The sequence below is a fragment of the Paenibacillus rhizoplanae genome, assembly GCF_042684125.1.
GTDB lineage: Bacteria > Bacillota > Bacilli > Paenibacillales > Paenibacillaceae > Paenibacillus_AQ > Paenibacillus_AQ rhizoplanae.
In genome coordinates this window covers 365,777-391,345 of the sequence record NZ_JBHUKY010000019.1, presented here as the reverse complement: position 1 = coordinate 391,345, position 25,569 = coordinate 365,777, and the positions used below count along the sequence as shown (strand labels likewise).

24 protein-coding genes are annotated in these 25,569 nt (G+C 54.2%); 6 read left to right on the top strand and 18 right to left on the bottom strand.

The window, feature by feature from the left end; translation table 11 throughout:
• Positions 1-28: 28 nt before the first annotated feature.
• Complete coding sequence (locus ACFSX3_RS09535; protein WP_209986559.1) at positions 29-1,033, bottom strand: LacI family DNA-binding transcriptional regulator; 1,005 nt, start codon at positions 1,031-1,033, stop codon at positions 29-31.
• A 380-nt stretch (positions 1,034-1,413) separates the two neighbouring features.
• Here ACFSX3_RS09535 and ACFSX3_RS09530 point away from each other — a divergent pair, with 380 nt between their 5' ends.
• From ACFSX3_RS09530 to pepT, 4 genes are all read left to right on the top strand, one after another.
• Complete coding sequence (locus ACFSX3_RS09530) at positions 1,414-2,424, top strand: LLM class flavin-dependent oxidoreductase (protein ID WP_209986561.1); 1,011 nt, start codon at positions 1,414-1,416, stop codon at positions 2,422-2,424.
• A 520-nt stretch (positions 2,425-2,944) separates the two neighbouring features.
• Positions 2,945-3,913, top strand: coding sequence for a hypothetical protein (locus ACFSX3_RS09525; RefSeq protein WP_209986564.1), 969 nt, complete (start codon positions 2,945-2,947; stop codon positions 3,911-3,913).
• 28 nt (positions 3,914-3,941) lie between these two features.
• Positions 3,942-4,601: a sortase gene (locus ACFSX3_RS09520; RefSeq protein ID WP_209986567.1), complete on the top strand. Its 660-nt coding sequence runs from the start codon at positions 3,942-3,944 to the stop codon at positions 4,599-4,601.
• Positions 4,602-4,725: 124 nt separating this feature from the next.
• A complete protein-coding gene (gene pepT, locus ACFSX3_RS09515; protein ID WP_209986570.1) occupies positions 4,726-5,958 on the top strand; it encodes a peptidase T in 1,233 nt (410 codons plus the stop codon).
• Between the two features lie 103 nt (positions 5,959-6,061).
• On the opposite strand, the gene ACFSX3_RS09510 is transcribed toward pepT, so the two are convergent.
• The 4 genes from ACFSX3_RS09510 to hxlA form a co-directional block, all read right to left on the bottom strand.
• A complete protein-coding gene (locus ACFSX3_RS09510; protein ID WP_209986573.1) occupies positions 6,062-7,198 on the bottom strand; it encodes an NADH-dependent flavin oxidoreductase in 1,137 nt (378 codons plus the stop codon).
• Between the two features lie 92 nt (positions 7,199-7,290).
• Complete coding sequence (locus ACFSX3_RS09505; RefSeq protein ID WP_209986577.1) at positions 7,291-7,665, bottom strand: winged helix-turn-helix transcriptional regulator; 375 nt, start codon at positions 7,663-7,665, stop codon at positions 7,291-7,293.
• Between the two features lie 143 nt (positions 7,666-7,808).
• A complete protein-coding gene (gene hxlB, locus ACFSX3_RS09500; RefSeq protein ID WP_209986580.1) occupies positions 7,809-8,366 on the bottom strand; it encodes a 6-phospho-3-hexuloisomerase in 558 nt (185 codons plus the stop codon).
• Positions 8,367-8,372: 6 nt separating this feature from the next.
• Positions 8,373-9,005 carry a 3-hexulose-6-phosphate synthase gene (gene hxlA / locus ACFSX3_RS09495; RefSeq protein ID WP_209986584.1) on the bottom strand — a complete coding sequence of 211 codons (633 nt, stop codon included), beginning with the start codon at positions 9,003-9,005 and terminating at the stop codon, positions 8,373-8,375.
• 245 nt (positions 9,006-9,250) lie between these two features.
• On the opposite strand from hxlA, the gene ACFSX3_RS09490 reads away from it, so the two are divergent.
• Positions 9,251-10,639, top strand: a complete 1,389-nt coding sequence (locus ACFSX3_RS09490; protein ID WP_209987478.1) for an MATE family efflux transporter — start codon at positions 9,251-9,253, stop codon at positions 10,637-10,639.
• Positions 10,640-10,733: 94 nt separating this feature from the next.
• Here the strand turns inward: ACFSX3_RS09490 and ACFSX3_RS09485 are convergent, their stop codons facing one another.
• The 10 genes from ACFSX3_RS09485 to ACFSX3_RS09440 form a co-directional block, all read right to left on the bottom strand.
• The gene (locus ACFSX3_RS09485; RefSeq protein ID WP_209986587.1) at positions 10,734-12,059 is read right to left on the bottom strand and encodes an extracellular solute-binding protein; all 1,326 of its coding nucleotides are present in this window, start codon (positions 12,057-12,059) and stop codon (positions 10,734-10,736) included.
• 123 nt (positions 12,060-12,182) lie between these two features.
• Positions 12,183-12,983 (bottom strand): response regulator transcription factor, encoded by an 801-nt coding sequence (locus tag ACFSX3_RS09480; RefSeq protein ID WP_209986590.1) that lies wholly within the window; start codon positions 12,981-12,983, stop codon positions 12,183-12,185.
• Complete coding sequence (locus ACFSX3_RS09475) at positions 12,946-14,742, bottom strand: cache domain-containing sensor histidine kinase (RefSeq protein ID WP_209986592.1); 1,797 nt, start codon at positions 14,740-14,742, stop codon at positions 12,946-12,948. The genes ACFSX3_RS09480 and ACFSX3_RS09475 overlap by 38 nt, the downstream gene beginning before the upstream one ends.
• A 191-nt stretch (positions 14,743-14,933) precedes the next feature.
• Positions 14,934-15,176, bottom strand: coding sequence for a hypothetical protein (locus ACFSX3_RS09470; protein ID WP_209986596.1), 243 nt, complete (start codon positions 15,174-15,176; stop codon positions 14,934-14,936).
• A gap of 160 nt (positions 15,177-15,336) precedes the next feature.
• Positions 15,337-15,567, bottom strand: coding sequence for a cold-shock protein (locus ACFSX3_RS09465; protein WP_209986599.1), 231 nt, complete (start codon positions 15,565-15,567; stop codon positions 15,337-15,339).
• Between the two features lie 130 nt (positions 15,568-15,697).
• Entirely contained in the window at positions 15,698-15,898 is a 201-nt protein-coding gene (locus ACFSX3_RS09460; protein WP_019914790.1) for a cold-shock protein, read from the bottom strand.
• A 282-nt stretch (positions 15,899-16,180) separates the two neighbouring features.
• A complete protein-coding gene (locus tag ACFSX3_RS09455; protein ID WP_209986602.1) occupies positions 16,181-16,459 on the bottom strand; it encodes a hypothetical protein in 279 nt (92 codons plus the stop codon).
• Positions 16,460-16,528: 69 nt separating this feature from the next.
• Positions 16,529-17,635 (bottom strand): MBL fold metallo-hydrolase, encoded by a 1,107-nt coding sequence (locus ACFSX3_RS09450; RefSeq protein WP_209986604.1) that lies wholly within the window; start codon positions 17,633-17,635, stop codon positions 16,529-16,531.
• Between the two features lie 35 nt (positions 17,636-17,670).
• Positions 17,671-18,984: a DUF3999 family protein gene (locus ACFSX3_RS09445; protein ID WP_209986606.1), complete on the bottom strand. Its 1,314-nt coding sequence runs from the start codon at positions 18,982-18,984 to the stop codon at positions 17,671-17,673.
• A complete protein-coding gene (locus ACFSX3_RS09440; RefSeq protein WP_209986610.1) occupies positions 18,950-21,520 on the bottom strand; it encodes a DUF2339 domain-containing protein in 2,571 nt (856 codons plus the stop codon). The genes ACFSX3_RS09445 and ACFSX3_RS09440 overlap by 35 nt, the downstream gene beginning before the upstream one ends.
• Before the next feature lie 183 nt (positions 21,521-21,703).
• Between ACFSX3_RS09440 and ACFSX3_RS09435 the strand changes: the two genes are divergently transcribed.
• Positions 21,704-22,894, top strand: coding sequence for a polysaccharide deacetylase family protein (locus tag ACFSX3_RS09435; RefSeq protein WP_209986612.1), 1,191 nt, complete (start codon positions 21,704-21,706; stop codon positions 22,892-22,894).
• An 82-nt stretch (positions 22,895-22,976) separates the two neighbouring features.
• Here ACFSX3_RS09435 and ACFSX3_RS09430 read toward each other — a convergent pair whose 3' ends face one another.
• The 3 genes from ACFSX3_RS09430 to ACFSX3_RS09420 form a co-directional block, all read right to left on the bottom strand.
• On the bottom strand, positions 22,977-24,551 hold the full coding sequence (locus tag ACFSX3_RS09430) for a sensor domain-containing diguanylate cyclase (RefSeq protein WP_209986614.1): 1,575 nt from the start codon (positions 24,549-24,551) through the stop codon (positions 22,977-22,979).
• Positions 24,552-24,704: 153 nt separating this feature from the next.
• Entirely contained in the window at positions 24,705-24,953 is a 249-nt protein-coding gene (locus ACFSX3_RS09425; protein WP_209986617.1) for a type B 50S ribosomal protein L31, read from the bottom strand.
• A 164-nt stretch (positions 24,954-25,117) separates the two neighbouring features.
• Positions 25,118-25,569: SDR family oxidoreductase (locus tag ACFSX3_RS09420; protein ID WP_379312820.1), on the bottom strand; the 452-nt coding region annotated here is incomplete at its 5' end.

The window sequence follows — 25,569 nt, the reverse complement described above, 5'->3', positions numbered from 1 at the left end:
CCGTGCTTCAGCCCGCCGGATCTACATCTCATTTCTCACGCGAGGATTCTCTTACGATTAGCTTATGCTCCATCTTCTCTTTCATGACAGCCACCTTGCCTGTGGTCAACAATTCATGCAGCTTCTCCGCCGCCCGGTATCCCAGCTGATAGATGGGCTGTGCGATTGTTGTCAGCTTCGGAATGAACATCCCCGACATCCGCAGATTATCGAAGCCAATGACCGACACCTGACCCGGAACCAGAATATTACGGTCCTTCAAGTAAGAGATCGTTCCCATGGCGAACTCATCTGCTACACAGAATACAGCGGTTAGTTCCGGATATTCAGTGAACAGCTCATGCGTTGCCTGATAGGCGTGCTCAAAGCGGTGGTTCGCGTACTTGATTTTCCCGATGTTATGCTCCAGCCCCGATTCGCTCAAGGCTCTCACGAACCCTGCCATCCGCGGTGGCCCGGACACTGAATTATCATGATTGAAGCCAATCATCCCAATCTCTTGGTGACCCAGCTCAATCAGGAATTTCACAGCATCATACGCCGCCTTCTCATCATCCACCTCCACCGACGCTACCTCGTACTCATCGGAATGGGAGGAGACCAGCACGAATGGAATTCGGCAGCCTACCAGCTTCTCATAATACTCAGGGTGCAGAATATCACTGGCGAACACAACACCATCCACCTGCTTCTCATGAAAAGTATCCATATAGGACAGTGTCCGCTCCTTGTCACGGTCTGTATTACAGATCATCAGACTGTAACCGAGCTTAATGCAGGCATCCTGCATTCCCCGGATCACCCCTGCGAAATACAGGTTCTCAATATCGGGAATGAGTAGCCCAAGGGTGAATGACTTCCTGTAAATTAGGCCCCGTGCAAATGCATTAGGCTGATACTTGAGCGCTTCTATCGCTTCAATGACCCGGCTTCGCTTACTCTCCACGACCGTATCCGGTGCATTCATTACACGGGACACAGTGCTGATGGATACTCCGGCCATCTTGGCGACATCTCTGATTGTTGGCTTCATATGTCTGACTTCCTTTGTGATCTTTTGGCTCGAAACGTATGCCCTCCTTATCAGGATTGGCCTAGCCGCTTAAGTTAGAAAAGCTTTTCAAAGCGATTATAGCAAGGCTCCCTTAAATTGGCAAGCAAATTGTTATGCGCTTACATTTTTACCTGTGGAGCCCTGGCTGTACGGTTGTTACAGTTCAAAGTCAGTTCAACTCACTCCAAATTCACTCCACAAGTTAATGTACTTTTCCCCCTGTAAGTCCCCTCCCTTCCATGACGCTTACTTAAAGTGTGTAAATTATATTATTTCATGTTATAATTGTCGGGTATATTGATTTATGGCTGCAAATACTGTTACTGATGCTGTAGGCATCTACTATAGGAGGGATTCATGTGAAGCAATTGCACGACATACCATTCTCCGTACTGGATTTAGCCCCTATCCGGGAGGGCGGAACGGCGGCGGATTCTTTTCATAACACCCTTGATTTGGCCCGTCATGCTGAGAAATGGGGGTATAACCGTTACTGGCTGGCAGAGCATCATAATATGACCGGCATTGCCAGCTCCGCTACCTCCGTTGTTATCGGACATGTGGCAGCCGGAACTAACACCATCCGCGTAGGTTCAGGCGGCATCATGCTCTCCAACCATGCCCCGCTGATGATTGCCGAGCAATTCGGCACACTGGAGTCCCTGTATCCGGGACGGATTGATCTGGGTCTGGGCAGAGCCCCCGGCTCGGATCAGGCAGCCGCCAGAGCACTGCGCCGCGGCCTGGGCAGCGATGGCAGTGAATTCCCCGAGCAGCTAAGTGAGCTGCGGGCTTATTTCGACCCTGAAGGATCAGCCTCCCGGCCGGCCGGTGTCCGCGCTGTACCCGGTGAAGGACTGAACATCCCGATCTGGCTGCTTGGCTCCAGCGGCTTCAGCGCCCAGCTTGCGGGCCAGCTGGGTCTGCCTTTTGCTTTTGCCAGCCACTTTGCACCGGATTATCTGCTGCCGGCCCTGCATCTGTACCGCACCAGCTTCAAGCCTTCGGCTGTACTCGACAAGCCTTATGTTATGGTGGGCTTGGGAATTACGGCAGCGGATACGGTAGAAGAAGCGCGCAGACTTGCCACTTCCCAGCAGCAGCAATTCCTGAACATTATCCGTGGCCGCACCGGCAAGCTCCAGCCGCCTGTAGACAGCCTGGACGGAATCTGGACTTCGCAGGAGAAGGCGCTGCTCATGAGCAAACAGCAATACTCCATCGCGGGCGACCAGGCCCTAATCGAAGAACGGCTACTGCAGATTCTCGAAGAGACCGGTGCAGATGAGTGGATTATCGCTTCACAGATCTATGATCACCCTGCGCGCCTGCATTCTTATGAGCTTGTGGCCGACCTGTTGAAGAAGTAATAAGGCCATTAATCTGATTATAGGCCAGTCTATATATTTAGCCCATTTAACTACCTGTGGAGAACTCCATTAGGGTAGCTAAATGGGCTATTTTAGCATTGCCTTTCCAGACCCAATCGTTCTTTATAAAATACAAAATTAAGTAATATACAGAGAAATAATGAGCTAACAGCAGTAAACATTAAATAAATGCAGTTTATTTAGATCAAATGCCCGAATTCATTTACTTAAAGTATCTATTTCTGTTTTTCTTTATGCTTAATTTTGATTATACTGTAATTATCATTCGTTATAACGAACAAGTGGATTGTTTTTCTCTTTCAGGTCCACTCAGGCTAGCTCAGGCTCGTCCACGCCCATTCGGGAATCGTCCTAAATCGTTCTAATTAGTACTATCGCTGTAATTAGTAGTAGTTCTTCAAGAAACTACTTTATTCGACAAACTATGATTCAAATGCGCGAACCGGGGCGGATTGTGGCTGGAGGCTCCTGAAGGTCTGCAAAGAAAGGGGCTTAGAGAGTGAAGAAGAGACATAGATCCATAATAGGCGCGTATATTCTGGCCGTTCTGGCAGGTGTAATCTGGCATGCCGGAGGGGTCAGCGCTGAGGATACGATCAAGCTCACTGTGAACTCGCATACGACCAGTACGGCAACCATGAACAACATGCAGCCGGGAGATACGATGGCTTCGGATTATACGATTATCAATGACGGAAAAGATCCGTTCGATTATTCAGTTGCCTTCCAGTTCCGCTCCGGGGACGCAGATCTGTACAATATCCTGCAAATGACCCTGCAAAAAGAGGGAGTAATCCTCTATTCAGGGGTAATGAGCGAGGCCCCGGGCGTGGTGACCATCGGCTCCCTTGACGGAGGCGCAGCGGAAGCAATCGAAATGAAGGTGTTGTTCCCGCCGGAGGCAGGCAACGAGTTCCAGGAGAAGAAGGTAAGTGTGGCCTTTGAATTCACAGCCACAGCGGAGCCTGCGCCTACAGCCGGGCCAACCTCCACACCGCAACCGACGACCGAACCGGCAGCTTCAGCCACACCTTCACCTGCGTCAACACCGGACACTACGGGCAGTCCCGGCAGTACACCGGCAGCAACAACCGTCCCTACGGATTCAACAGCCGGTACATTCTCTCCTGGCAGTACACCATCGCCATCACCAGCAGCGTCGGCAACACCGCCTGCGGGTGGAGTAACTGTAAGTGAAGATCCTGTTCCGCTGGGCGGAGGGGAAGAAGACGGCGGCAACCGCCCGTCTGCGACGCCGGATTCCGGAGCCGCTGCACTTGGCAGCACGCCAGCTCCTTCACCAGGGGAGGAGGTCAACCTCACCGGTGACGCGCTTCCGCTGGGCGGACCAGAGGAAGACGGCAGGCTGCCAGACACGGCCAGTCCTTGGTACAATCTGATTGCCGCCAGCCTCGTTGTCGCCATGATCAGCGTACTTGTGCTCCGCAGGCTGGGCCAGAAGAAGTAACTATACGTATTTGTAAGGAGGAGAGAGCATGAAGATGCGCAGCGGGTTTATCTTAGCCGTGAAGCTGATCTTCCTGCTCTCTGTGTGCGTTATGGTGTATTCCGCCTTCCAGATCCTCAAAGCGCCCGCCGAAGCCCGCGAAGCCCTGAGAATCTGGGACAAAAAGAGGGAGGAAGCTCAGCTTCCCGTAAGTCCCGAAGAAGAAATGCCGCTGCCTGAAGGTATGCTCAGCAGCGCGGAAGCACCGGCAGGCGACACACCTGCTTATATAGCAGGCGAGGTAATTGGAGAGATCTATTTTCCGAAGCTTAAGAAGCGGGTTGCCATTCTGGAGGGAACCGGACGGGCGGAGCTTAAGCAGGGTGCCGGACACGATGAAGCAAGCGCTGCCCCGGGTACCTCCGGGAACAGCGTGCTGGCCGGACACCGCGATACCGTCTTCCGCAGCCTCGGTGAGCTGGAGACCGGAGACCGGCTTGAGCTTGCGACAGCGGATGGAACTTTTACCTATGAAGTGACCGGCAGCCGGATTGTTGATGGAGATACACGGGGAGCGATTAAGCCCAGCAGAGACCCCATACTCACCTTGATTACCTGTTACCCGTTCTCTTATGTAGGCTCAGCGCCCGACCGCTACCTGCTCTCGGCCAAGCTCGTCTCCAGCCAGCCTCGGGGGCAGCAGCCCTAACCCGCTTTCCCGTCTCCTCCCAGCCCGCCGTCCCCTTTCACTTCACACCATCCGCCTAAAGTATGAGACCCGGGCCGGATCGTGATAATATAGACATACGAAGCTGAAGAGGAGATGACCCGCATTGAAGGAAGAGTTAATTAGACGTTTTGTATCGTATGCTGAAATGGATACCCAATCCAGCGAGGACAGCGAGACCTGCCCGTCCACTCCAGGCCAAATGGTACTGGCGCATAAGCTGGCAGAGGAGCTGCAGGAGCTCGGACTGACGGAGATTACGGTGGACGAGCATGCCTATGTCATGGCCTCCCTGCCCGCCAACACGGATAAAGAGGTTCCGGTGATCGGCTTCCTGGCCCATCTGGATACCGCTACGGATTTCACCGGCACGAATGTGAAGCCGCAGATTGTAGAGAACTATGACGGGCAGGATCTGGTGCTGAATGAAGCCCAGAATATTATCATGTCCACGAAGAGCTTCCCGGAGCTGACCGGTTACAAGGGGCATACCCTGATTACGACTGACGGCACCACCCTGCTGGGGGCGGACAACAAGGCGGGTATCGCTGAGATCATGACGGCTATGGCCCATCTGCTGGCGCATCCGGAGATTAAGCATGGCAAGATCCGGGTCGCTTTTACCCCCGATGAAGAAATCGGACGCGGCCCGCATAAGTTCGACGTTGCCGCCTTCGGCGCTTCCTATGCCTACACCGTGGACGGAGGCCCGCTCGGGGAGCTGGAATATGAGAGCTTCAATGCCGCAGCCGCCAAAATCAGCTTCCACGGAGTCAATGTTCATCCCGGTACAGCCAAGGGCAAGATGATCCATTCGTCCAAAATCGCCATGGCCTTCCATCTCCGACTGCCCGCCGGTGAAGCCCCTGAATTCACAGACGGCTATGAGGGGTTCTACCACCTGATCTCTATGCAAGGCAGTGCCGAGCACAGCAAGCTGCATTATATTATCCGTGACTTCGACCGTGAGCAGTTCGAGCACCGCAAATCGAATATTGCCGCAATTGTGGAGGAATTCAAATCTACGTACGGGGCGGACAACATCGTGCTGGAGATGAATGACCAATACTATAATATGCGCGAGAAAATCGAGCCCGTCCGGCATATCGTCGATATCGCCCGGGAAGCGATGGAGGGCCTCGGAATCACACCGGTTATCCGTCCAATCCGCGGAGGGACTGACGGCTCACAGCTCTCTTATATGGGGCTGCCTACACCGAATATTTTCACCGGGGGCGAGAATTTCCACGGCAAATTTGAATACGCCTCTGTAGACGTCATGCTGCAGGCTGTACAGGTTATCGTTGAGATAGCCCGTCTGGCGGAACACAAAGCGTAAATAAGATTATATTAAAAACAGCAAAAACCCCGTGCCGCCCTGGAACAAAGGGCGCACGGGGTTCTTAACATGCTATGGGTTCAGACGTCATCCGTCTGTTGCTTTATTTCTTAACCGGCAGCCAGCCCGGTGTATGGATCAGTGCTCTCCAGAGCGGGTCCGGAATCACAAGCTCCGCCTGGGCGTTCGGATCAAGCTCAGTCTTAATCTGATCGGCACGGCCCCCGGCCAGCTTCTGTACCCAATCCGGTTCAATCAGAAGCGGACGGCCCAGGGCCACTAGGCTGATCCCGCTGTCCAGACTCTTCAGGGCATCGGCGGCAGAGTAGAGCGAGCCTACGCCAATTACCGGAGCCTTGCCTCCTGCCCGGTCTACGATCTGCTCAATGCGCGGGCGGGTGTCCTCCGTTCCCCGGTGCGGCAGCGACCACAGCTCCATGAGGGACGCATGCAGGTAATCCAGCCCCTCTGCTGTCAGCGCATCGATTAAGGCAAAGGTCTCAGCCATCGTAATCCCCGGCGTCTCCGGTTCTTCAGGCGAGAAGCGGTAGCCTACAAGGAATGCACCTTGTGCATGCTGCTTCACCGCAGCCTTGACACTGCGCAGAACGGCCAGCGGGAAGGCGAGCCGCTTCTGCAGATCTCCGCCCCAGCGGTCTTCGCGTCTGTTGGAATGCGGCGAGAAGAACTGCTGCAGCAAGTACCCGTTCGCACCGTGAATCTCAACGCCATCGAAGCCGGCCTCAATTGCCCTGCGTGTCGCTTCTCCAAAATCAGCGATAATTCCGGTAATCTCTTCGTCTGTCAGCGGGCGCGGAGCCTTACCCTGTCCGCCGCCAGGCAGCTCAGCCGGCACATCGCTTGCACTGACAGGCTGTCCGTCAACCAGCTGCTCAGGCGGGCATTGGCGTCCGCCATGGAAGATCTGGAGCACGGCCTTCGCTCCTTCGCCCTTGATGGCCTTCGCCAGCTCACGCAGGCTTGGAATCAGCCCGTCATGGTCAGCTCCGAATTCGCCCGCGAAGCCCTTCCCGCCACGTGAGACATAGACACACGCGGTAATGACCATCCCCGCCCCGCCCGAACGGCGGATATAATAATCCAGCTCGGGCCGGGAGACGGTTCCATCCTCATTGGAGGAGAAATTAGTCATCGGCGCCATAACCACACGGTTCTTCAGTTCAATCCCGTTCTTGAATTCGAACGTCTCCAGCAGCGGACTATATTCTGTCTTCAGCATACCTACCAGCCTCCATTTATATAAATCTTCATAAATGTTAGTATACAACTTAATTTTGCACAATACAAATTTAATTCCTTTGTTTTCAGATGCTATTTATCACAGGGAGGTGCATCTTTCCAGATGACCTTTTCCCCGTAATTCTTGCCCCAATCATACATCATGCGAAGTACAGGCATCAGCGTATGTCCATACTCTGTCAGGGAGTACTCTACCCGCGGAGGAACCTCCGCATATACCTGCCTGAATACCAGCTGATCCTCCTCCAGCTCTCGGAGCTGGTTGGTCAGCATTTTCTGGGTGATATGGGGGATCAGCTTCTTCAATTCGCTGAACCGCTTGGTTCCTTCCAGACCCAGGTGCCACAGTATAATCAGCTTCCACTTGCCGCCGATCACAGCGAGTGTGAGTTCCTTCTCGCAGTTGATCTCCTTCAGGTTGATACGGTCTTTAATTTCAGTCGCCAATATTCAGCCCCCTTCCGGCTATAATCATATTACAAATCCATCATGGGCCGCACATAGGCAGCAAAGGATGCCCTCCCGTCAAGGAAAGCATCCGTGTGATAGCTTCATTATATTCCAAGCTCTATTCTATTCCAAATCGCATGCTATTCCAAATTGGCATGCTTGCCGAACATCCGGCCGGAGGTCTGCCCCGTCTGCTCCATGATCCGCAGAATGACTGCATCATAGAATACAAGCAGCGTCTGTTCAAACAAGGAGGCCATCGGCTGCAGCGTAGTATAGCCGCCGTCCGGCCGTTCCTTGGGAGCGCCAGGCAGCTTGACTGTATAATCTGCGAGACGTCCAAGCGTCGAGTCCGGCTGGATGGTTACCAGGACTACAGCCGCGCCGATTACCTTGGCTTTCTCAGCCATGGAGACCAGTCCCTTCGTCTCGCCTGAGCCGGAACCCAGTACAAGCACATCGCCGGGGCCGATGCCCGGCGTTACCGTCTCTCCGACCACATAAGCTGTCCGTCCAGCCTGCATCAGCCGCATGGCGAAGGCCCGGCCCATCAGGCCGGAACGCCCGGCACCGGCCACGAAGATCTGACCTGCGCGCAGCAGCAGCTCCGTCAGCGCCTCGCCCTCTCCCGCATTCAGCCCGGAGACGGAGCCTTCCAGCTCCTTCACAATTTCCTGTGCGTAATGCTGCGTGTCCATGGCTGCTTAAGCCTGACTTACAAGGCGCTTCATCTCAGCCGCAGCCGCCTTCATGTCTGCTTCGCCCGTAATGCCCCCGCCCACGATTACCAGATCAGGCTGCGCAGCAATCACTTCAGGCAGCGTACTTAGCTTAATACCGCCAGCGATTGCAGTTTTAGCCCGGGTAACCACGCTCTTAATATCTCTTAGGTCCGCGAAGGAATTCTTGCCTTCGGCCTGATGGTCATAGCCGGAATGCACGCAGACATAATCCACACCCAGCGCATCCACTTCAGCGGCTCTGGCCTTGAGATCCTTTACATTGATCAGATCGACCAGGATCTCAGCGCCTGTCTTCTTCGCTTCCTCCACCGCACCGCGGATCGTCGAATCATCGGACACGCCCAGCACAGTCACGATGCCCGCGCCTGCTTCCACTGCCTTCATAACCTCGTATCCGCCCGCATCCATGATTTTGAGATCGGCCAGCACGGTAAGTGCCGGAAAAGCGTCCTTGATCGCTTTTACCGCGTGCAGCCCCTCATTAATTACCACCGGTGTTCCAATCTCAACGATATCTATATATTCGGCAACTTCCGCAACAACCGCCTTGGCACCAGAAATATCCACCAGATCGAGCGCTAACTGTAATTTCATAGGGGTAAGGTCTCCTCATCGATAAACTATTAGTAAGTACTGTTTCTCAGTTTAGGGATATACTGCCGAAAAGGGAAGTAGGCACTTTTTCGTGATGTAGTTACCTGGAGGATACTATTGGGCGAAACCGGGGGATTTTTAGGTAACATGTCTGAAATCCTACTGCATTTTCACAAAAGCTGTGCTACCATACATTTGATTCAAATATTCACAGCCGTAAGGAATCCTAATTAAGAAGGTGTATGATGGAAACAAGCAAGCCCAAAACATTCAATTTAATGAAGTTGACCTGGCCGATCTTCCTGGAGCTGTTCCTGTTCATGCTCATGGGCAGTATGGATACCTTCATGATCAGCTCCGTGTCCGATGATGCAGTCTCCGGTGTCGGAGCGGCCAATCAGATTATTGCCATAGCCATTCTGGCGCTCAGTGTCATCGGGAACGGCGCGGCGATCGTCGTGTCGCAATACCTCGGCTCCAAGCAGCCTAAGGAAGCCGCCAGAGTCATCGGCAATGCGGTTACCCTGAATCTTGCGGTAGGGATTATCCTGAGTACGGTCATGCTGCTGCTGGGAAGCCATCTATTGCAGGCGCTGAACGTGAAGGGTGACATTCTCGATTATGCCCGCTCGTATATCAACATTGTCGGAGGTGCCATCTTCCTGCAGGCACTAATCAACGCGCTGGCCGCCACCATCCGCACCCACGGCTTCACCAAGCAGACAATGGCGGTATCGCTGCTGATGAACGTCATCCATGTCGGCGGTAACTATCTGCTGATCTTCGGGCATTTCGGATTGCCTGCGCTTGGTGTAGAGGGTGCGGCCATTTCAACCGTAATCAGCCGTTCGATCGCTCTGCTGATCTTCTTCCTGCTGCTCTACCGGATTATGGAGGTACGCGTGAAATGGAGCTATTACATTCACCTCTCCAGGAAATACGTGCTGCAGATTCTCAAAATCGGTATTCCATCCGCCTTCGAATCGGTAATGTACCAGTGCTGCCAGCTCGTCTTCACCCTGTACATCACCTATTTGGGGGCCGAGGCCATGGCTACCCGCCAGTATGCAGTCAATATCTCCAACTACATCTTCCTGTTCAGCGTAGCAGTGGCGATGGGGACCTCGATTATTGTCGGGCACCTTGTAGGCGCAAAACGGACGCAAGAGGCTTACTCACGGGTATTCACCAGTGTGAAATGGGCACTGCTGGTCACGGTCATCATGGATCTGATCGTCATTCTGTTCCGGAAGCCGCTGCTGGGCCTGTTCACAGATAATGAGCTAATTATCGCCATGGGTGCCCAGGTCATCCTGCTCAGCTTCTTCCTGGAGACCGGACGAACCTGCAATCTGGTCATTATCAACTCGCTCCGCGCATCGGGCGATGCCAAGTTCCCGGTCTACATGGGCCTGATCTCCATGGTGTGTATGAGTCTGCCGCTGGGGTACTTCCTGGTGTTCACACTTGACCTCGGTCTGGCCGGGGTATGGCTGGCTACTGCGTTCGACGAATGGGTGCGGGCCGTCATTATGTACTTCCGCTGGAAAAGCAGAGCCTGGGAGAAGCATGGCCTGATCCAGCACGAACCGCCAGAACCGCCGGGGGCAGCTCCGGTAGCCCCGGCGCACTAATTCTGCGGCAGCTCTCCGCACAAATAAGGGATGCTAATCAGCCACCGGAAAATACGGCTGATTAGCATCCCTTTGTCGTAAGCTTGTCCCGTGCTCAGTTCCCTTTGGCTACTGCAACCTTATGTCTGGCTGCGAACTGCTCCGGCGTGACCGCTTTGCCGAACAGCGCCTGGATCATATCCAGATGGACCTGGGCAGCATGCGGCTTCATCTGCACATCCGCGAACAGGGTAATACTGCTGGCATTGTTCAGTTCATTCAGCAGATCCACATACAGCTGCGGCAGCTCCTCATTCGTGGTATCGACCTTGGTCGCCGGAATCACCCCCGCACTCGTTACCGAAGCCTCGCCCCATTTGAAAACGAAGTATTCGACAAAAGCCTTGGCCTCCTCCTTCACCCTTGACGATTCCGCTACGAACAGCCCGACACCCGGACCGCCTACCCAGTCGCCCGAATTCCCCTTCCCGCCTTCCACCGTAGGGAATTTGAAGAAGCCGACCTTGTCCTTGAAGGCCTGCGGAATCTCCGGGTTGGTCGTGAAATTGGGCAGCTCCCAGGTACCGGTCAGGTACATGGCTGCCTTTTCTTCCATGAATTCCGATTTGCCCTCATCATACGACAAGCCGTTGAAACCGTTGTTAAAGGCATTCATATCAACGAGGTTCTGTACTTCCGCCGCAGCCTCCACCAGTCCGGGATCATCGAAATAGCCCATCCCCTTCGTTGCCCGCTTGAGCGTCTCACTTCCGGCAATGCGGTCCGCCAGATACATATACCACAGCGAGCCTGTCCAGCGGTCCTTATTGCCCAGCCCCACCGGAGGCACACCATGACTGGAGAGCGCTCTCACAACGGCCTTGAATTCCTCATACGTTGAAGGCACTTGAAGATTATATTGGGCGAAGATCTCTTTATTATAAAAGATCGGCGAGATGTTCATCTCCAGAGGCAGCGCATAGGTCTTGTTATCGACAACATAAGACTCCGTAGTGCTCTTCACGAACTTATCCTTAAGCTGCCCGCCGTTCAGGATGTCATCCAGCGGAGCGAATAATCCCCCTCTTACATAAGGCTCCATGAAGCCGGCCGCCCAGGTTATACCCACATCGGGAAGGTCATTGGAGGCGGAGAGCACCTTGAGCTTGCTTTTATACTGCTCATTCTCCAGCACATCCTGCCTGATAATGATACCCGGATGCTCCTTCTCATATTCTGCGATAATCTGGCTGACCAGCTTATACTGCTGCGCGGAGAGTCCGGCGGGCCAGATGTGCATCATATGAATGGTTATTTTGGGGGAAGAGGCACCGTTAGCTGCCAGCGCACTATTATTGTCTCCCGCAGAGCTACAGCCTGCCAGAACAAGCACCCAGACGCACGCCAGGAGCAGACCCTTGGTTATGTGGTTCCTTCGCATTGCCATTGCCTCCCAATCTCACATTGCAAAAGGCCGCTATCATCCATGTAATCGCTATCAATAAAATTCTAGCATCGTAACCTGAGGCAGATAAGGGCACACTTATTGGCTAAAATACCACTTTTATTGGATTTCCTGCGTCCCGCCCTTCATCTGTTGCCGGTAACGGCTCGGGCTTATGGCCTCCAAGGACTTGAATACCTTGATGAAATATTTATCCGTGCGATACCCCACACGCTCTCCGATCTCCCCGACCGGCAGCGCAGTCTGGAGAAGTAACTCCTTCGCCCGCTGAATCCGCAGACGGGACAGATATTCAGTGAAGGAGACCCCGGCCTGCTCCTTAAACAGCACGCTGAAATAGCTGGCATTCAGGTGAATCAATCCCGCTACCTCAGCCATCGTCAGCTGTTCGTGCAGATGCTGCTCCACATAGGCAATCGCCTCCTTAACCGGCTGCCCCATCCCGGCCTGCTCCGGGTCAATCTCCAGCAGCTTGTGATCCACCAGCTTCTCCAGCTTCACGTGGCGCTGCTGCTCCTCTTCCCGCTTCAGCGCATCCTCGACCACTGTCAGCAGCTCGGACTTGTCCAGCGGCTTCAGCAGATAATTGACCGCTCCCAGCCGCATCGCCTGCTGCACATAATCGAATTCCGCATAGCCGGAGATGACAATGATCACCGGCTTCCGGGGAGAATCCTGCAGCGAATGGATCAGATCCAGCCCGCTTACCTCAGGCATACGCACATCTGTAATCAGCAGATGAACGCGCTCATGCCGCAGCCGCTCGCGCGCTTCCACCCCATTGTCACAGGTCTCCACGATATACCGGCCTGCCGCCCATAGTTCCAGTGTCTGCTTGATCCCCTGACGCGTTCTTGGTTCATCATCTACGATTAGAATCGTCCTGTTGCCCAGGCTCATAGGTATACCCTCCAGTACTTGGAATTTCAAACCTTATTATGGTCCCTACGGATACCTCGCTCTCCACGATCAGGCCTTCCGTGTTCATGCCTGCTTCCGCGTAGTACAGCTTCAGCCGCCGCTGCACATTCACCAGCCCCACGCCGCCGCCCTTGGCAGAGACCGGCGGCCCGCCATCCAGTGCATGGCGCAGCGCCAGCAGCGTGCTCTCATTCATGCCAGGGCCATTGTCGGACACCTTCACCGCGGTCCACCCCTTGCGGGAGGACGGGGTGATTACCACTTCAATAATGCCGTTGCCGATGCGACTCTCCACGCCATGGAGAATCGCATTCTCGACAATCGGCTGAATCAGCAGCTTGGGCACGGGCACAGCAGCCTCATGCGGGTCCAGCCTGATGTCCCAGGACAGGCGTTCTCCCATCCGCATCTCCATAATTCGCAGATACCGCCTGATCTGCTCCACCTCTTCACTCAGCGTCACCCATTCATCCTTGTTATGAGGGCTGCCAATAATATAGCGGAACAGCCTGGACATAATCACGACTAATCCGGCCAGCTCCTCCTCCCCCTTCTCCTCCAGCGACCAGTTGAAGGCCTCCAGCGTATTGAACAGGAAATGGGGATTGATCTGCGCCTGCAAGGCCTTCAGCTCGGTCCGGCTCTGCAGGACCTCCTTCTCATAGACCACCCTGATCAAATCATTAATATTAGCCACCATACCGTTGTAGGTATTATTCAGCTCCCGCAGCTCTATGGTTGATACCTTTTGCGAATTGGGGGTCAGCACCCCCATGCGGGATTTGCGCATCGCCCGGATCAGGTGAATGATCGGCCGGGTAATCATCGTAGACAACAGGAAGGACATAATCAGGAACAGCAGCGTTCCAATCCCGCCCGACAGCAGCAGTACCGTCCGCAGCACGGACAATCCCTTGGTGACATAGCTGACAGGCGTCAGTACCAGCAGCGTCCAGGACGTCTTGTCTGAGCGCAGCTTGACCTGCACATACTCCTTGCCCCTGAAGTTCACCGTCTGATCCCCGCTCTCCAGCAGCGGCAGCAGATCCTCCTGCGGCGTTCCGCTGCTGCCGAGGAGCTGGCCTTCATCATTCACGAGCAGTACAGACTCCCCGCTGTCACTGCCGGAGAATGGATCGTCGAGCTGGAAGTAGCTGCGCTGGATGCGGGCCATCAGGTAGCCCCCCCGCGAGAACCAGCGATCCATCAGGCTGACCTGGCGAATCGCCAGCAGGCTCTGGTCATCATGCGGGTCAACGCCAATCCAGACCAGCCGCCCCTTCTCGGCATTAGCCTCACTGATATGCAGCTCGTTAATTCTGCTCTCCAGGCTGCCTTCCTTAATCGGGAACAGCAGCCTGTAATCGGCGGTATATAGCTCCAGCGAGCCTACACTCGGCATGTAGGCCTGATAGCTGGAGATAATCTGCAGCAGCGACTGGCGCTGATTGAAGGACACCTCATTGCCCTCCAGCTCCTCCAGCAGCAGCTGTTGAACGGTAGGATGATTGGCCACCTGCTCCATCAGGCCGTCGATCTGGCCGGTCAGCGCGTCCAGCCGCCCGTTGGCCTGAACCGCCGTCTGCTGGATATGCCGCTCGGCATTATTTTTGAGCAGAATAGAGACACGGTCATACACAAATGCCCCGGAAACCAGAATAATAATGAGCATCACCAGCAAAAAACCAATGAATATCTGATTGCGCAGTGTGTTGAGCTCTCTGAACCTCTGAAGCATCAGAATTCCCTCTTTCGTTGGCAGCGTTTCCAACTCTATTCTCCAAACCCCGGGAGTTTTGTCAAGAGAAATCATTGTCCGCAGGCAAGAGACAGCCTTGAATTCCCGAGCATCTACCAACAACAAAGAGCCCTTTTAGCACAGCTCTCCCGGTTCAAGGAGCTGCCCTAAGGGCTTACTCAGAAGACTACTTAGATGAACATTAACGGAGTGATCCATTCGAAATGCAGGGCCACCCACAGCAGTGCCAGCAATACTGCGCCGATGCAGTAACTCATGACTTTGCGGCGGGTCGGCTCCAGATAAATATCCAGCGGAATCAATATTATAATCATACCGATTGCGATGATGTTCAGCATAGGCTTATGATAAAAAATCCCCGCTGCATTCAAGGCAATCACAAGGAACGTCAGAAGCAAAAAGTATTTTCTCATAGCTACATCATCCCTGTATTTACCAGTATTGTCAACCCCGATGATCACCCGGCACGCAGAAAAGAAACAAAAAAAATAGCCCATTGCGGGCAAGGAACGAACTGCTGTATTATGGGTTGCTATTCTCTAATTCTGTATGATCCGATTAGAGAGCGGCAGCCTAATGAATAGTAACACTCTTCTTAATGGCCTTCGCGTCCAAATTCTTATTAACGAGCGTAGGCAGCATCTTCATGCTTCGGGTCATTGGCGAATTGCATTGCCAGCAGGTAGGCACATGTTGAAAGGCAAAGTTGTCGCGTATCCACCCGGTGCATTCTTCCTTGGTGCAGAACCAGACGGCCGTTTCTTCCTGCGGGAGATCTACCAGCGCTTTTTTACGAAAATACATAAGTACCCCTCCTAATAGCTTGGTTAGTGCGTCCTATGGACTGTTGTGGCAGAACGGATGCTTGTTCTCTCTTACCCGGTTATAAAAAAAACTACCCTCAACGGATGTTAAGGGTAGCTTATTTGTGATATTACAGTTTTACAACGTTCTCAGCCTGTGGACCACGAGCGCCTTGAGTTACGTTGAACTCAACGCGTTGGCCTTCGTCCAAAGATTTGAAGCCGTCGCCAGTGATTGCGGAGAAGTGTACGAATACGTCGCTTCCGCCTTCAACCTCGATAAAACCGAAACCTTTGTCTGCGTTGAACCATTTTACTGTACCTGTTTGCATGATATTACCTCCAAAGTTTATTTAACACATGTCCTTTTATTCCTACGTATTGTACGAACAAATAAAAATTCACACATTGGAAAAGGATTCAAAACACAAATTGATAACCTTTTACAATATGTGAATTAAGGCGTTAAATTTATGATTGACTTCATTGTAGCACACTAATTTTCCAAATGCAAAGGTTTCTTGCCAATCACACAAAATAAATTTTAAATTTTAGAGAAAACTTGCCGGGCGCACGGCTTCTTGGGATCAGCCATGCGCCGCCGGCAATAGGATTCAGTCGATATATCCGGCCAGTCCCTTGTCCATCAGGTAATCCATTTCTGCGTCCAGAAGGGTCTCCACCGTTAACTCGTCCAGCTTCACATCGCGCTGCGCAGTCACATAGTCGACCAGATCATCATTATCGATATCAATCTCGCCTTTGGCGTTGGCCTTAGCCTTATTGATGAACGCCTGCTCATGCTTCAGCACCAGCCGGATGACCTCCGGGGCCACCTTCGTCTGTGCAGATAATACCTCCACCAGTTCCTGCTCATTCACTTCATTACTCATCTTCGTTCGTCAGCTCCTTGGCATGTATGAACCCTGATTGTACCACAGGTCCCCTTCAGGCGTGCAGCCCTATCTCCACCACGGAAGAACCGGATACCCGGCAGACCCTGCAATTACAGTCTCCCCGATTCTTGGTGTCACCAGCCGTACCCCTCTCAGCGCCGCAGCAGCCGAGATACGCTCCACCGGATCGGTCCAGTCATGCATCGACAGGGTGAATGCGCCCCAATGAATGGGGATCAGCAGACCTCCCTGCACATCAATGTGCGCTTCTACAGTCTGTTCCGGCAGCATATGGATATCCGCCCAGCGCGGATCATATTGGCCGCATTCCATCAGCGTGAGGTCGAAGGGTCCATGCGTACGTCCGATCTCAGCAAAATGTGGACCATACCCGCTGTCCCCGCTGAAGAAGACCTTGGACTTCTCCCCTTGAATAATCCAGGAGCACCACAGCGTGGTGTTGCGGTCCAGCAGACTCCGCCCGGAGAAATGCCGCGCCGGAGCGCAGGTGAAGGCGATCCCCGCGTAGGTGAGTGTATCGCCCCAGTCCTGCTCACGGATCTTCTCTGCGGCCACCCCCCAGCGGCGCAGATGAGTGCCGACACCCAGCGGTACAATGAACAATCCCACCTTATCCTTCAGCTGGCGGATGGTTCCATAGTCCAGATGATCATAATGATCATGGGAGAGCAGAACCGCATCCATCTGCGGCAGAAGGGAGACCTCCAGCGGAAGCTGCTTGCTGTAGCGGCGGCCGCCAATGAACGGGAACGGCGACGGTGCACGGCCCAGCATAGGGTCCAGGAACAGGGTCACGCCATCCATCTCCAGCAGCACCGCCGAATGCCCGAACCAGGTAACCCGGGTGTCGCGGCCCTCTCCAATGGATGACGGCAATAGCGGCTGCGGCTGAAGAGGCTCAGGGGGTCTGGAGCGGGGGTTGCCCTTAATGAAGTCTCGCAGAATAGAGAGTCCGCTGCTTCTGGCCTTCTCCCCGCTCAGGTCTGCAGTCTGCGGATAAGCGAATTTGCCTTTGCTGTATTGAGCGGAACGGAGGTTACGGGTCTTCTCCTGCTTCCCGGCCCTCCGCCCGAACGCCGGATAGACCGTCATTAGAAGATAGGCAGCCGCAACAAGCACGAGCAGTACTGCGCAAACGATGATCAGGGTCATGCAGTAATCCTTCTTTCTGTGGGTTCGTGTCGCATCTACTCTTTCGTCCGGCCCAGCTTGCGGGCAACGATGAGAATAAGCAGCAGCGAGACCGCAATAATAATGGCATTGAAGCCCCAGCGTCCCTGAAGCCACCAGCTTGTGCCGGGCGGATCTCCTGCCGTTACCGGTACAGGTGTCTCTGCACCCAGCGCGGCCTGCACAAGCTTTTCCCCGCTGATCCGGTCTTTGAAATTAATAATATCATACTGCGGAGCGGTTGCCAGCGTGTTGCCATAGAGCAAGGAATAAGGCGTCTTCTCCCCGCCCGCGAATACAAGCCGGTCCACCAGATATTCGATCTTAAGGTCCGTGATGGAGATGGGGGCATCGTCCAGATTATAGATGACCACCCGCAGGGAATCAGAAGCGGCTGGCACCACCGGCTGAATCTCCGTCCGGGAGATCCGGGTATCCTTGAAGTCCAGCCGGTACAGCTCCCCGCTCCCGGTGACCGGGAGCTTGATCCCGGCACTGTCATACAGTTCATAGCGCCGCAGGAAATTCCCGGTGCTGCCGAGCATCACCTTCCCAATCTTCAGCCGGTCCGTGTTGCTGATCATGATCTCGGTACGGTTCTCCACCTGCTTAATCTCTGTCTGCGGCGTCTTCTGCCGCATGAATGCAGCCGTGCTCCACTCCCTGCTGCTGTCCACCAGCGTCAGGCCGGGGAACTCCAGCCCTTCCGGGTTGTTCTTCACCACAAGCCGGTAATAGCCGAACTTGTAGCTGCGCTCCAGCGTAATGCTGTCCGCACTTAACCCGTTTGTGGCATACAGATCCCCTGTGCCGAGCAGCTCCCAGGCCTGCCCGTCATAGCCGCCCCACACCTCCACATGCTTCAGGAAGGAATCCGCGGGCAATTCGAACACCAGTCGGTTCCCCTGAATATCGACATGCTCGGCAAGCGGCTTAATCTGATAATCCAGCAGGGTATCTGTCCCTTTCACTGCCTTGTGGGTCAGGGCTGAGGAGTAGACAGCACTATGCTCCTCCACCGTCTCCGCTCCACTCTCCATATAATAGGGAACCGGAGCGCCGGTGCTGTCCTGTATGCGCAGATCGCGCAAGTCCTCTGCTGCCGAGCGGTACACCGCTTCATCCAGATACAATTCATAGTACGGAGCCGCCTCCGGGACGGAGATTTCACGCGAGAGCTTCCATTGCCCGCCGCCCGTCTTCTCCGCTCCGCCGGATGCCGCTGCCGCACTGTGCGCCGGAGAAGCGCCGGGACCCAGTATGAGTCCGCCCAATACAGCGAGCAGCACAGCTGCTCTAGCTCTCCGGCCTGTCTTGCTCAGCAAGCGCATAAGCTTCCTCCATTCTGACTGTTATCCGCTGATAGAGGTAGGATATCCCCAGCAGGCAGAGTCCGAAGCTGAAGTACGCGATGATCTTGCTGCCGGTGTTCAGCAGGGTCAAGTCATAGAGCAGCAGCTTGCCGGTTGCCAGCAGGGACAGCGCCAGGCCGAAGCGGCGGATATACAGATATCTTTTCCAGAAGCCATACATAATGAACAACACCGCCAGCAGCAGATAGAGCAGACTGAAGGCCAGTCCGCCATCACGCACCTGCATCTGCACCGCCAGGAACGCCGTAACCATAACCAGCAGATAGATACCCATAGCTACCGGGTACAGCTCTATATTCTTGTAATCGCGCAGCAGCGTTGTCCGCAGCAGCCTGGCACTGTTGAACCACACGAACACATTGAACAAAATAAGCAGACCCAGCGCCACAAGATCTGCGGCAGTGCTGCCGGACCAGCCTTCCGGGAGACTGGGCAGACCCAGCGTAATGCCGATACAGATCGCATAGGCGATCCCATGCAGCCCCAGGACCATAATGCCGACCACCCTGTCATACAGAACGTTCACCTTCGGCAGCGCATAAGCGAGTCCAGAGGTAAGCAGACCTGCCAGCAGCAGCTTGTAAAAGGCATTGTGCGCCAGATCCTCCGGCACCATCCAGTCGTACAGGCGCAAGGCTTCATACACCACATACCCGTAGAAATTGACGATAGCCGCATATTTGAACCAGACGGTAGCCCGCACCTCCGCAGGCGTGCTGCGGAGCAGCGTCTCCTGATTCGAATAACGGACGGCATACAATAAGGCTACAATCATCATTCCCGCCGTAATAAACGTATATTTCAGATCGAAATAGGAGTTCGTGTAGTAGATTACTGCGTTATACTCCGAGAGCTGCAGCAGAACGTCGAATCCGAAGAAGGTCAACAGACAGAGGGAAAGAATGCCCCAGCCTGCGCGTTCCACCATTTTGAAGCGGTACAGATGTCCGTAGACCGTAAGCGCCACGCCTTCCACCAGCCAGCCGATCGACCACCAGGCCGCCCCAAGCTGGAACGGAATCATCAGAATGGCGAAGGTCAGTGAGGTGACATAGAACAGCAGACGGCTCTCGCGTTCCTGCGGCATCTGCTTCTCCAGCAGCACGCCAAGCCCCAGATACATGAGGCAGAAGGCCAGCGCCAGCGCGCCTTTGAAGTCATCCAGCCCGGCATTCAGGAACAGAACATACAGCGTCATGCAGCTAACGAGCGTGTTACAGCCCAGCAGGCAGAAGTCCAGCCAGTTAAGCTTCGTCTTGAACTTGAACGGGTACCAGAGCGTAATGCCCAGATACATGACGAAGGTCAGCACAGCGCAGAGAATGCCCGCAGCATAGCTATCCGCCAGATAAATCAGCAGCAGGATAGACGGCGTGTTGAACAGGAAGCTGATATAATTGACCACCACCCAGCGCTTGCGCAGAGAGATCAGCAGAATCAGCAGGTTCAGCACGAACAGATACCCCATCGCCGCATACACCGCACTGCCCTCCAGCCCGAAGGCTCCAATATAAGAGAAGAGCGGCAGATAGCCCCCTACAAGCCCCATGGAACAGATCGTCCGTGACTCATAGCGCAGCGACAGCAGCACAGCGGACAGCGTGACCAGCACCGACAGGCCGATCCCGGCCCATAACCCGATAATCTCCAGCAGAAAATAACTGTAAAATATCGAGCCGTACAGCACCGACACCCCGCCGCCAATCAGCCCCAGAGCGAAGGCCCCCCGCCCCTTGCGGAACAGCCACTCCCCGCCCGCCAGCATGACTGCCCCCAGCAGGAAGAAGGCGCTGCCCTTCATATAATCATTGAACCAGGTGGAGTAGGTGTATCTGAACCCGGCCCCTACCGCCAGGATCAGCAGCAGAATTCCCAGACGGTTGATCCAGTTCAGGCCGATCTTCATTTCGATCCGGTTCTGCTTGCGGCGGCGCAGCAGGGTCTCCTCGTCAACCCCTTCCGCAGCCAAATCATCCAGACCGCTGTCCATCGTCCCCCTGAGCGAACGCTCTGTCTCCCGCTGCCATTGTCTGCGCAGCAGAATACTCTCCTTCAGCTTCGCCTGCACCTCATCCAGAATATAAGTGATCTGGTTCTTCTCCTGGCCCAGCTCGCGGGTCCCGATACTGTACATCTCCTCTATCCGCCGCTTGGCGTCCTGCTCGAAGGATGTCAGCCGGTCGAGATAAGCATGGTCCCGCGAGGCAAAATAAGTCTGCAGCTTCTGCCGCGAGACCCGCAGAATGCCCAGCTTCTCATCCAGAATCTGCTCGGCCAGCGCGGTCCGCAGCTCCGAGTTGTCGCGTTCCAGCCTCGCAGCCTGAGCCTTCAGCTCCGCCAGGCTCTGCCTGTTTGCCCCATTTTCCTGCCTCAGCACTTCATTCTCGCGGACGAGATCACTGCTCTCGTATTCTTCTATCAAAGACTGGTATGCCTTCAAAAGCCCGTCCTGCTGCTGCTGCACAGCCCTCATCCGATCTCGGAAATCCTCCATAGCCGCCCCCCAGTATCTGCTAATCGGCAAATTGTTAATATATTGATATTACTATAGTTCTAATTACCACCACAGACCTAACAAAAATCACATCACTTAGTTAAGATCCTGTCACATTTTTGTCTTGGCAGACGTTATAGGTTTATTATTGTTGTATATTCGGGAGATGGGGAGAATCGGACATTGAAACTGAACCTGCACCAACCGCACAAACGTTATATCCTCATCCTGCTGCTACTGGTGGTGGTCTTCCTGCCTGTGCCTTTCAGACATAAAGGGATGACCAAGCTGAATATTACCGGCCTTGATGGAGCCAAAATCACGACAGATGCCTATGCACTGACAGCGGATCATAAGCTGATGGTGGATAAAGATATCGCTGAACGGATTCTGGATGCGCGCATCGGCTGGGAGAAGGAGGCTCCGCTCCCCAAGGGTGTGTACTACAAGGATCATGTGGCGGTACTCATGTATCACCATCTGACGGAAACCCCGTTAATGCTCTATCCTGGCGTATTACCCGCCGTACAATTTGATGAACAGATGCAGCTGCTGAAGCAGGAGGGCTTCCATGTCATTACGATGAAGCAGTACCGGGAATTCATGCTGGACCGCGCACCGGTTCCCGATAATGCGGTTCTATTGACGTTCGATGACGGCTATGAGAGCTTTTATAAGCTGGCTTTTCCCATTCTGCAAAAGTACGGCTACACCGCAGTGAACTTCATCATTGTCTCCGATGTGGACAACACTAATAAGCATCAGGTGCCCAAGCTGACCTGGGAGCAGATGCGGGAGATGAAGCGCGCCGGAATGGGCTTTTATAATCATACGTATAATCTGCATTATTATGGAGTAGTCGATGCAGAGGGCGGCACCCGCCCGGCAGCGAGCTCCCTGCTGTACATTCATGATGAGAACCGGAATGAACTGAATGAAGAATACTACAGAAGAGTAACCGGGGACCTGGCCCATGCAGAGCGCAGGCTGAAAGAAGAATTGGGCAATACGGATTCGGCTATCGCTTTCCCTTACGGCTCCTATAACGACAAGCTGCTGGAAATCTGCGATTCACTCGGCATCCATCTGAAATTCAATATCGGGCTGGGCCTGAGCTCCAGAACCACGCTGAACGCTCCACGAATCAATGAAGGGAACCGGACACTTACCCCGGCGCTGTCCATCCAGCAGCTGAAGCAATTCGAGCCGCCGATGATTCTGACCGTGAATGCAAGGAAGGTTCTCCTTACCGGAACTCCGCCGGAGCTGCGGAACGGGAAAGTCATGATCCCGCTGGATGCGCTATGCTCCGAGCTAGGCGTAGCGATGCATTACGACCGCAGCAGCGCGGTCCTGAAGCTGACGCGTCTTTAGCCAGAACAAGGCCGGTTGAGGCCGCGCCTATCGCTTCGCACCGGATTCGGGGAGGAGCGCATCCGCCTCGGTTCCCGCCTCCCTACCCCTTAGCCGCCTGACGCACCAGAGGTTCGCGGCCCAAAGTTACCCGGTTCTTCCCCGTGGCCTTGGACAGGTAGAGCGCCTCGTCCGCCTCGCGGTACAGGTCCTCGAAGGTCACATCTGCTTGATCCGTAAAAGCAATGCCGATGCTCACCGTAAGCTGGATGTGATGCCCCCCGTCCAGCTCAACGATGTGCTCACTCATAGCGGTGCGGAAGCTCTCCGCCTCCTCCAAGGCCTCAGCTTCGCTGCCGGCGAAGAAGCAGACGGCGAACTCTTCGCCGCCTACGCGCCCGGCAATCCCTTGGTTATGGTATACCTGCATAATCTTGCCCGACAAATCCACCAGTGCCTGATCACCGGCCATATGCCCGTATGTATCATTAATTAATTTGAAATCATCGATGTCGAACAACAGCAAGGCCATTCCCGCACCCATCTGCGCCGAATAATTCTGCACCAGCCTCATGAAATGTCTGCGGTTGTACAGCCCTGTCAGATCGTCTACCGTGGCCTGATGCAGCAGCTCCCGCTCAACCCTCTTCTTCTCGCTAAGATCACTGAAGACCAGCAGCATCCCCGTACCCTTCGCCCGGACCTGCTCTATGGCAATGAGTGCAACCCCGTAACAGGACCCGCTCCGGCCGGGAGGCTCGATTTCGAACTGCCCCTCTCGCCGCTCCGCATAACAGGCCGATAGCTGCCCGTGCTGCCTAAGCAGCGGCTGAATGCTAGCGCCCATCCAGGTCTCCGGCTTCTCCTCCAGCAGCTCGGAGAGCATGGCGTCCGCAGCCTCATTCACATCCATGATGTAATCGTAGCGGTCCGTCAGGACGATGCCGTCCTTCATATTCTCGAAGATTTTATTCTTAGCCAACGGGTATAAGGACAATCTGGGATCGCGGAACAAGGTGAGGTAGGCGGCCACGATGGGCGGCAGGTAGGTGAAAGCCGTGAAGCCTGTAATCGTAATCTGCAGCAGCGGAAGCAGGAACACCGACAGGACCGGAACCAGCAGACTGAATAACAGCAGCGCATTATGGCGGAAATAATATTTAGGCCCGTTGAGGAGGGAAATGGCCAGCAGATACACCGCATACAGTCCGAATAACTGATCGTACGCAATGAAGATCATGCTGAGTACCGTGGGCTTCAGGGCGATTCCGGTAACACCCGCCACCGTAGCCAGTCCGACCTCACTGCGCATCAGATGGTGGTAGGAGTCGGTGAAGATCAGCAGTACATCCACTGCCACGGGGATACAAAAATAAATAAGCCTCTTGGACAAACCCTCAGAGGAGCGGGACACATACTCTTTAATAACCGCATAGGTGAAGATCGCACTCAAAAAAAGAGGGCCCTGCTGCACATTCTTCCACCATAACTTAGCCTCGAAGGAACCGGGCAGAATCTCTCCGGCCGTAGCCGCGAAGATCATGCTGACCAGCAGCATTAATATCCATAAATAGCATCTTCCTGGTGTATGGCGGTGCTTGTAAGAACCGATGCCCATGTAGAGACTTAGAACGCTGCCCATTACCAAGTAGAACGGATAACCCTGCATCCACGGCATGTCATATTTCTCCTATTTTCGAGATAACTTTGCCTTATTATATCCTACTCTTTCGTACAAATGAATCATTATGCCAAAAGTAAGCACACAAAACAAAGAGGATACTCCTTCACCATCTGCATGGATGCGGGAATACCCTCTATAGCAATACCATTATTTCTTCTGAGCGAGACGTTGTTTGAACTTGTCAACGCGGCCGCCAGTTTCGGTATCTCTTTGTTTACCTGTGTAGAACGGGTGGGATGCAGAGCTGGAGTCTACACGGATCACTGGGTAAGTGTTGCCGTCTTCCCATTCCATTGTTTCACCGGATGATTTCGTGGATGAGCTCAGGAATTTGAAGCCTACGCTAGCATCGAAGAAAATAACCTGGTTGAACTTAGGGTGTATGCCTTGTTTCATTGTAGTAACCTCCTTTCCGTACTGATACAACTTATGAAAGATGTTGAAGCCATCTCTTGGTCTATTTGAACAATCCGGTTAGACGAAGGGAGATGCGTAAATCTTCCGATTTTTACACGCCATACTATCATAAGTGAAATGAGCCGCTGAGTCAAGAGCCTGTCCTAGAGCGATTTCACCATTCCGCCGTCGATCAGCAGGGACTGTCCGGTAATATAAGTATTGGCAAAAGAACCGAGGAATACCGCCGCCTTGCCGAACTCCTCCGGCGTGCCCGTTCTTCCCAGCGGAATCGCCTTCAGGGCTTCCTCCTGAATCTGCGCAAGCGTGATGCCCTGCGCGTCCGCCCGCTTGCCGTCAAGCTGGAGTATCCGGTCTGTGCCGATCCGTCCGGGGGCCAGACTGTTGATCAGGATGCCCTCCGGAGCAAGCTCCGTAGCCAGGCTCTTGTTCAGCGCGCTCACGCCTGCGCGGAACACATTCGAGAGAATCAGCCCCGCGATGGGCTGCTTGATCGAGACCGAGCTGATGCTGACGATCCGCCCTCCCCCTGCGCTGCGCATATGCGGCAGCGCCTCGCGGATCAGGCGGACCGCGCTCATCAGCGTAAGCTCGA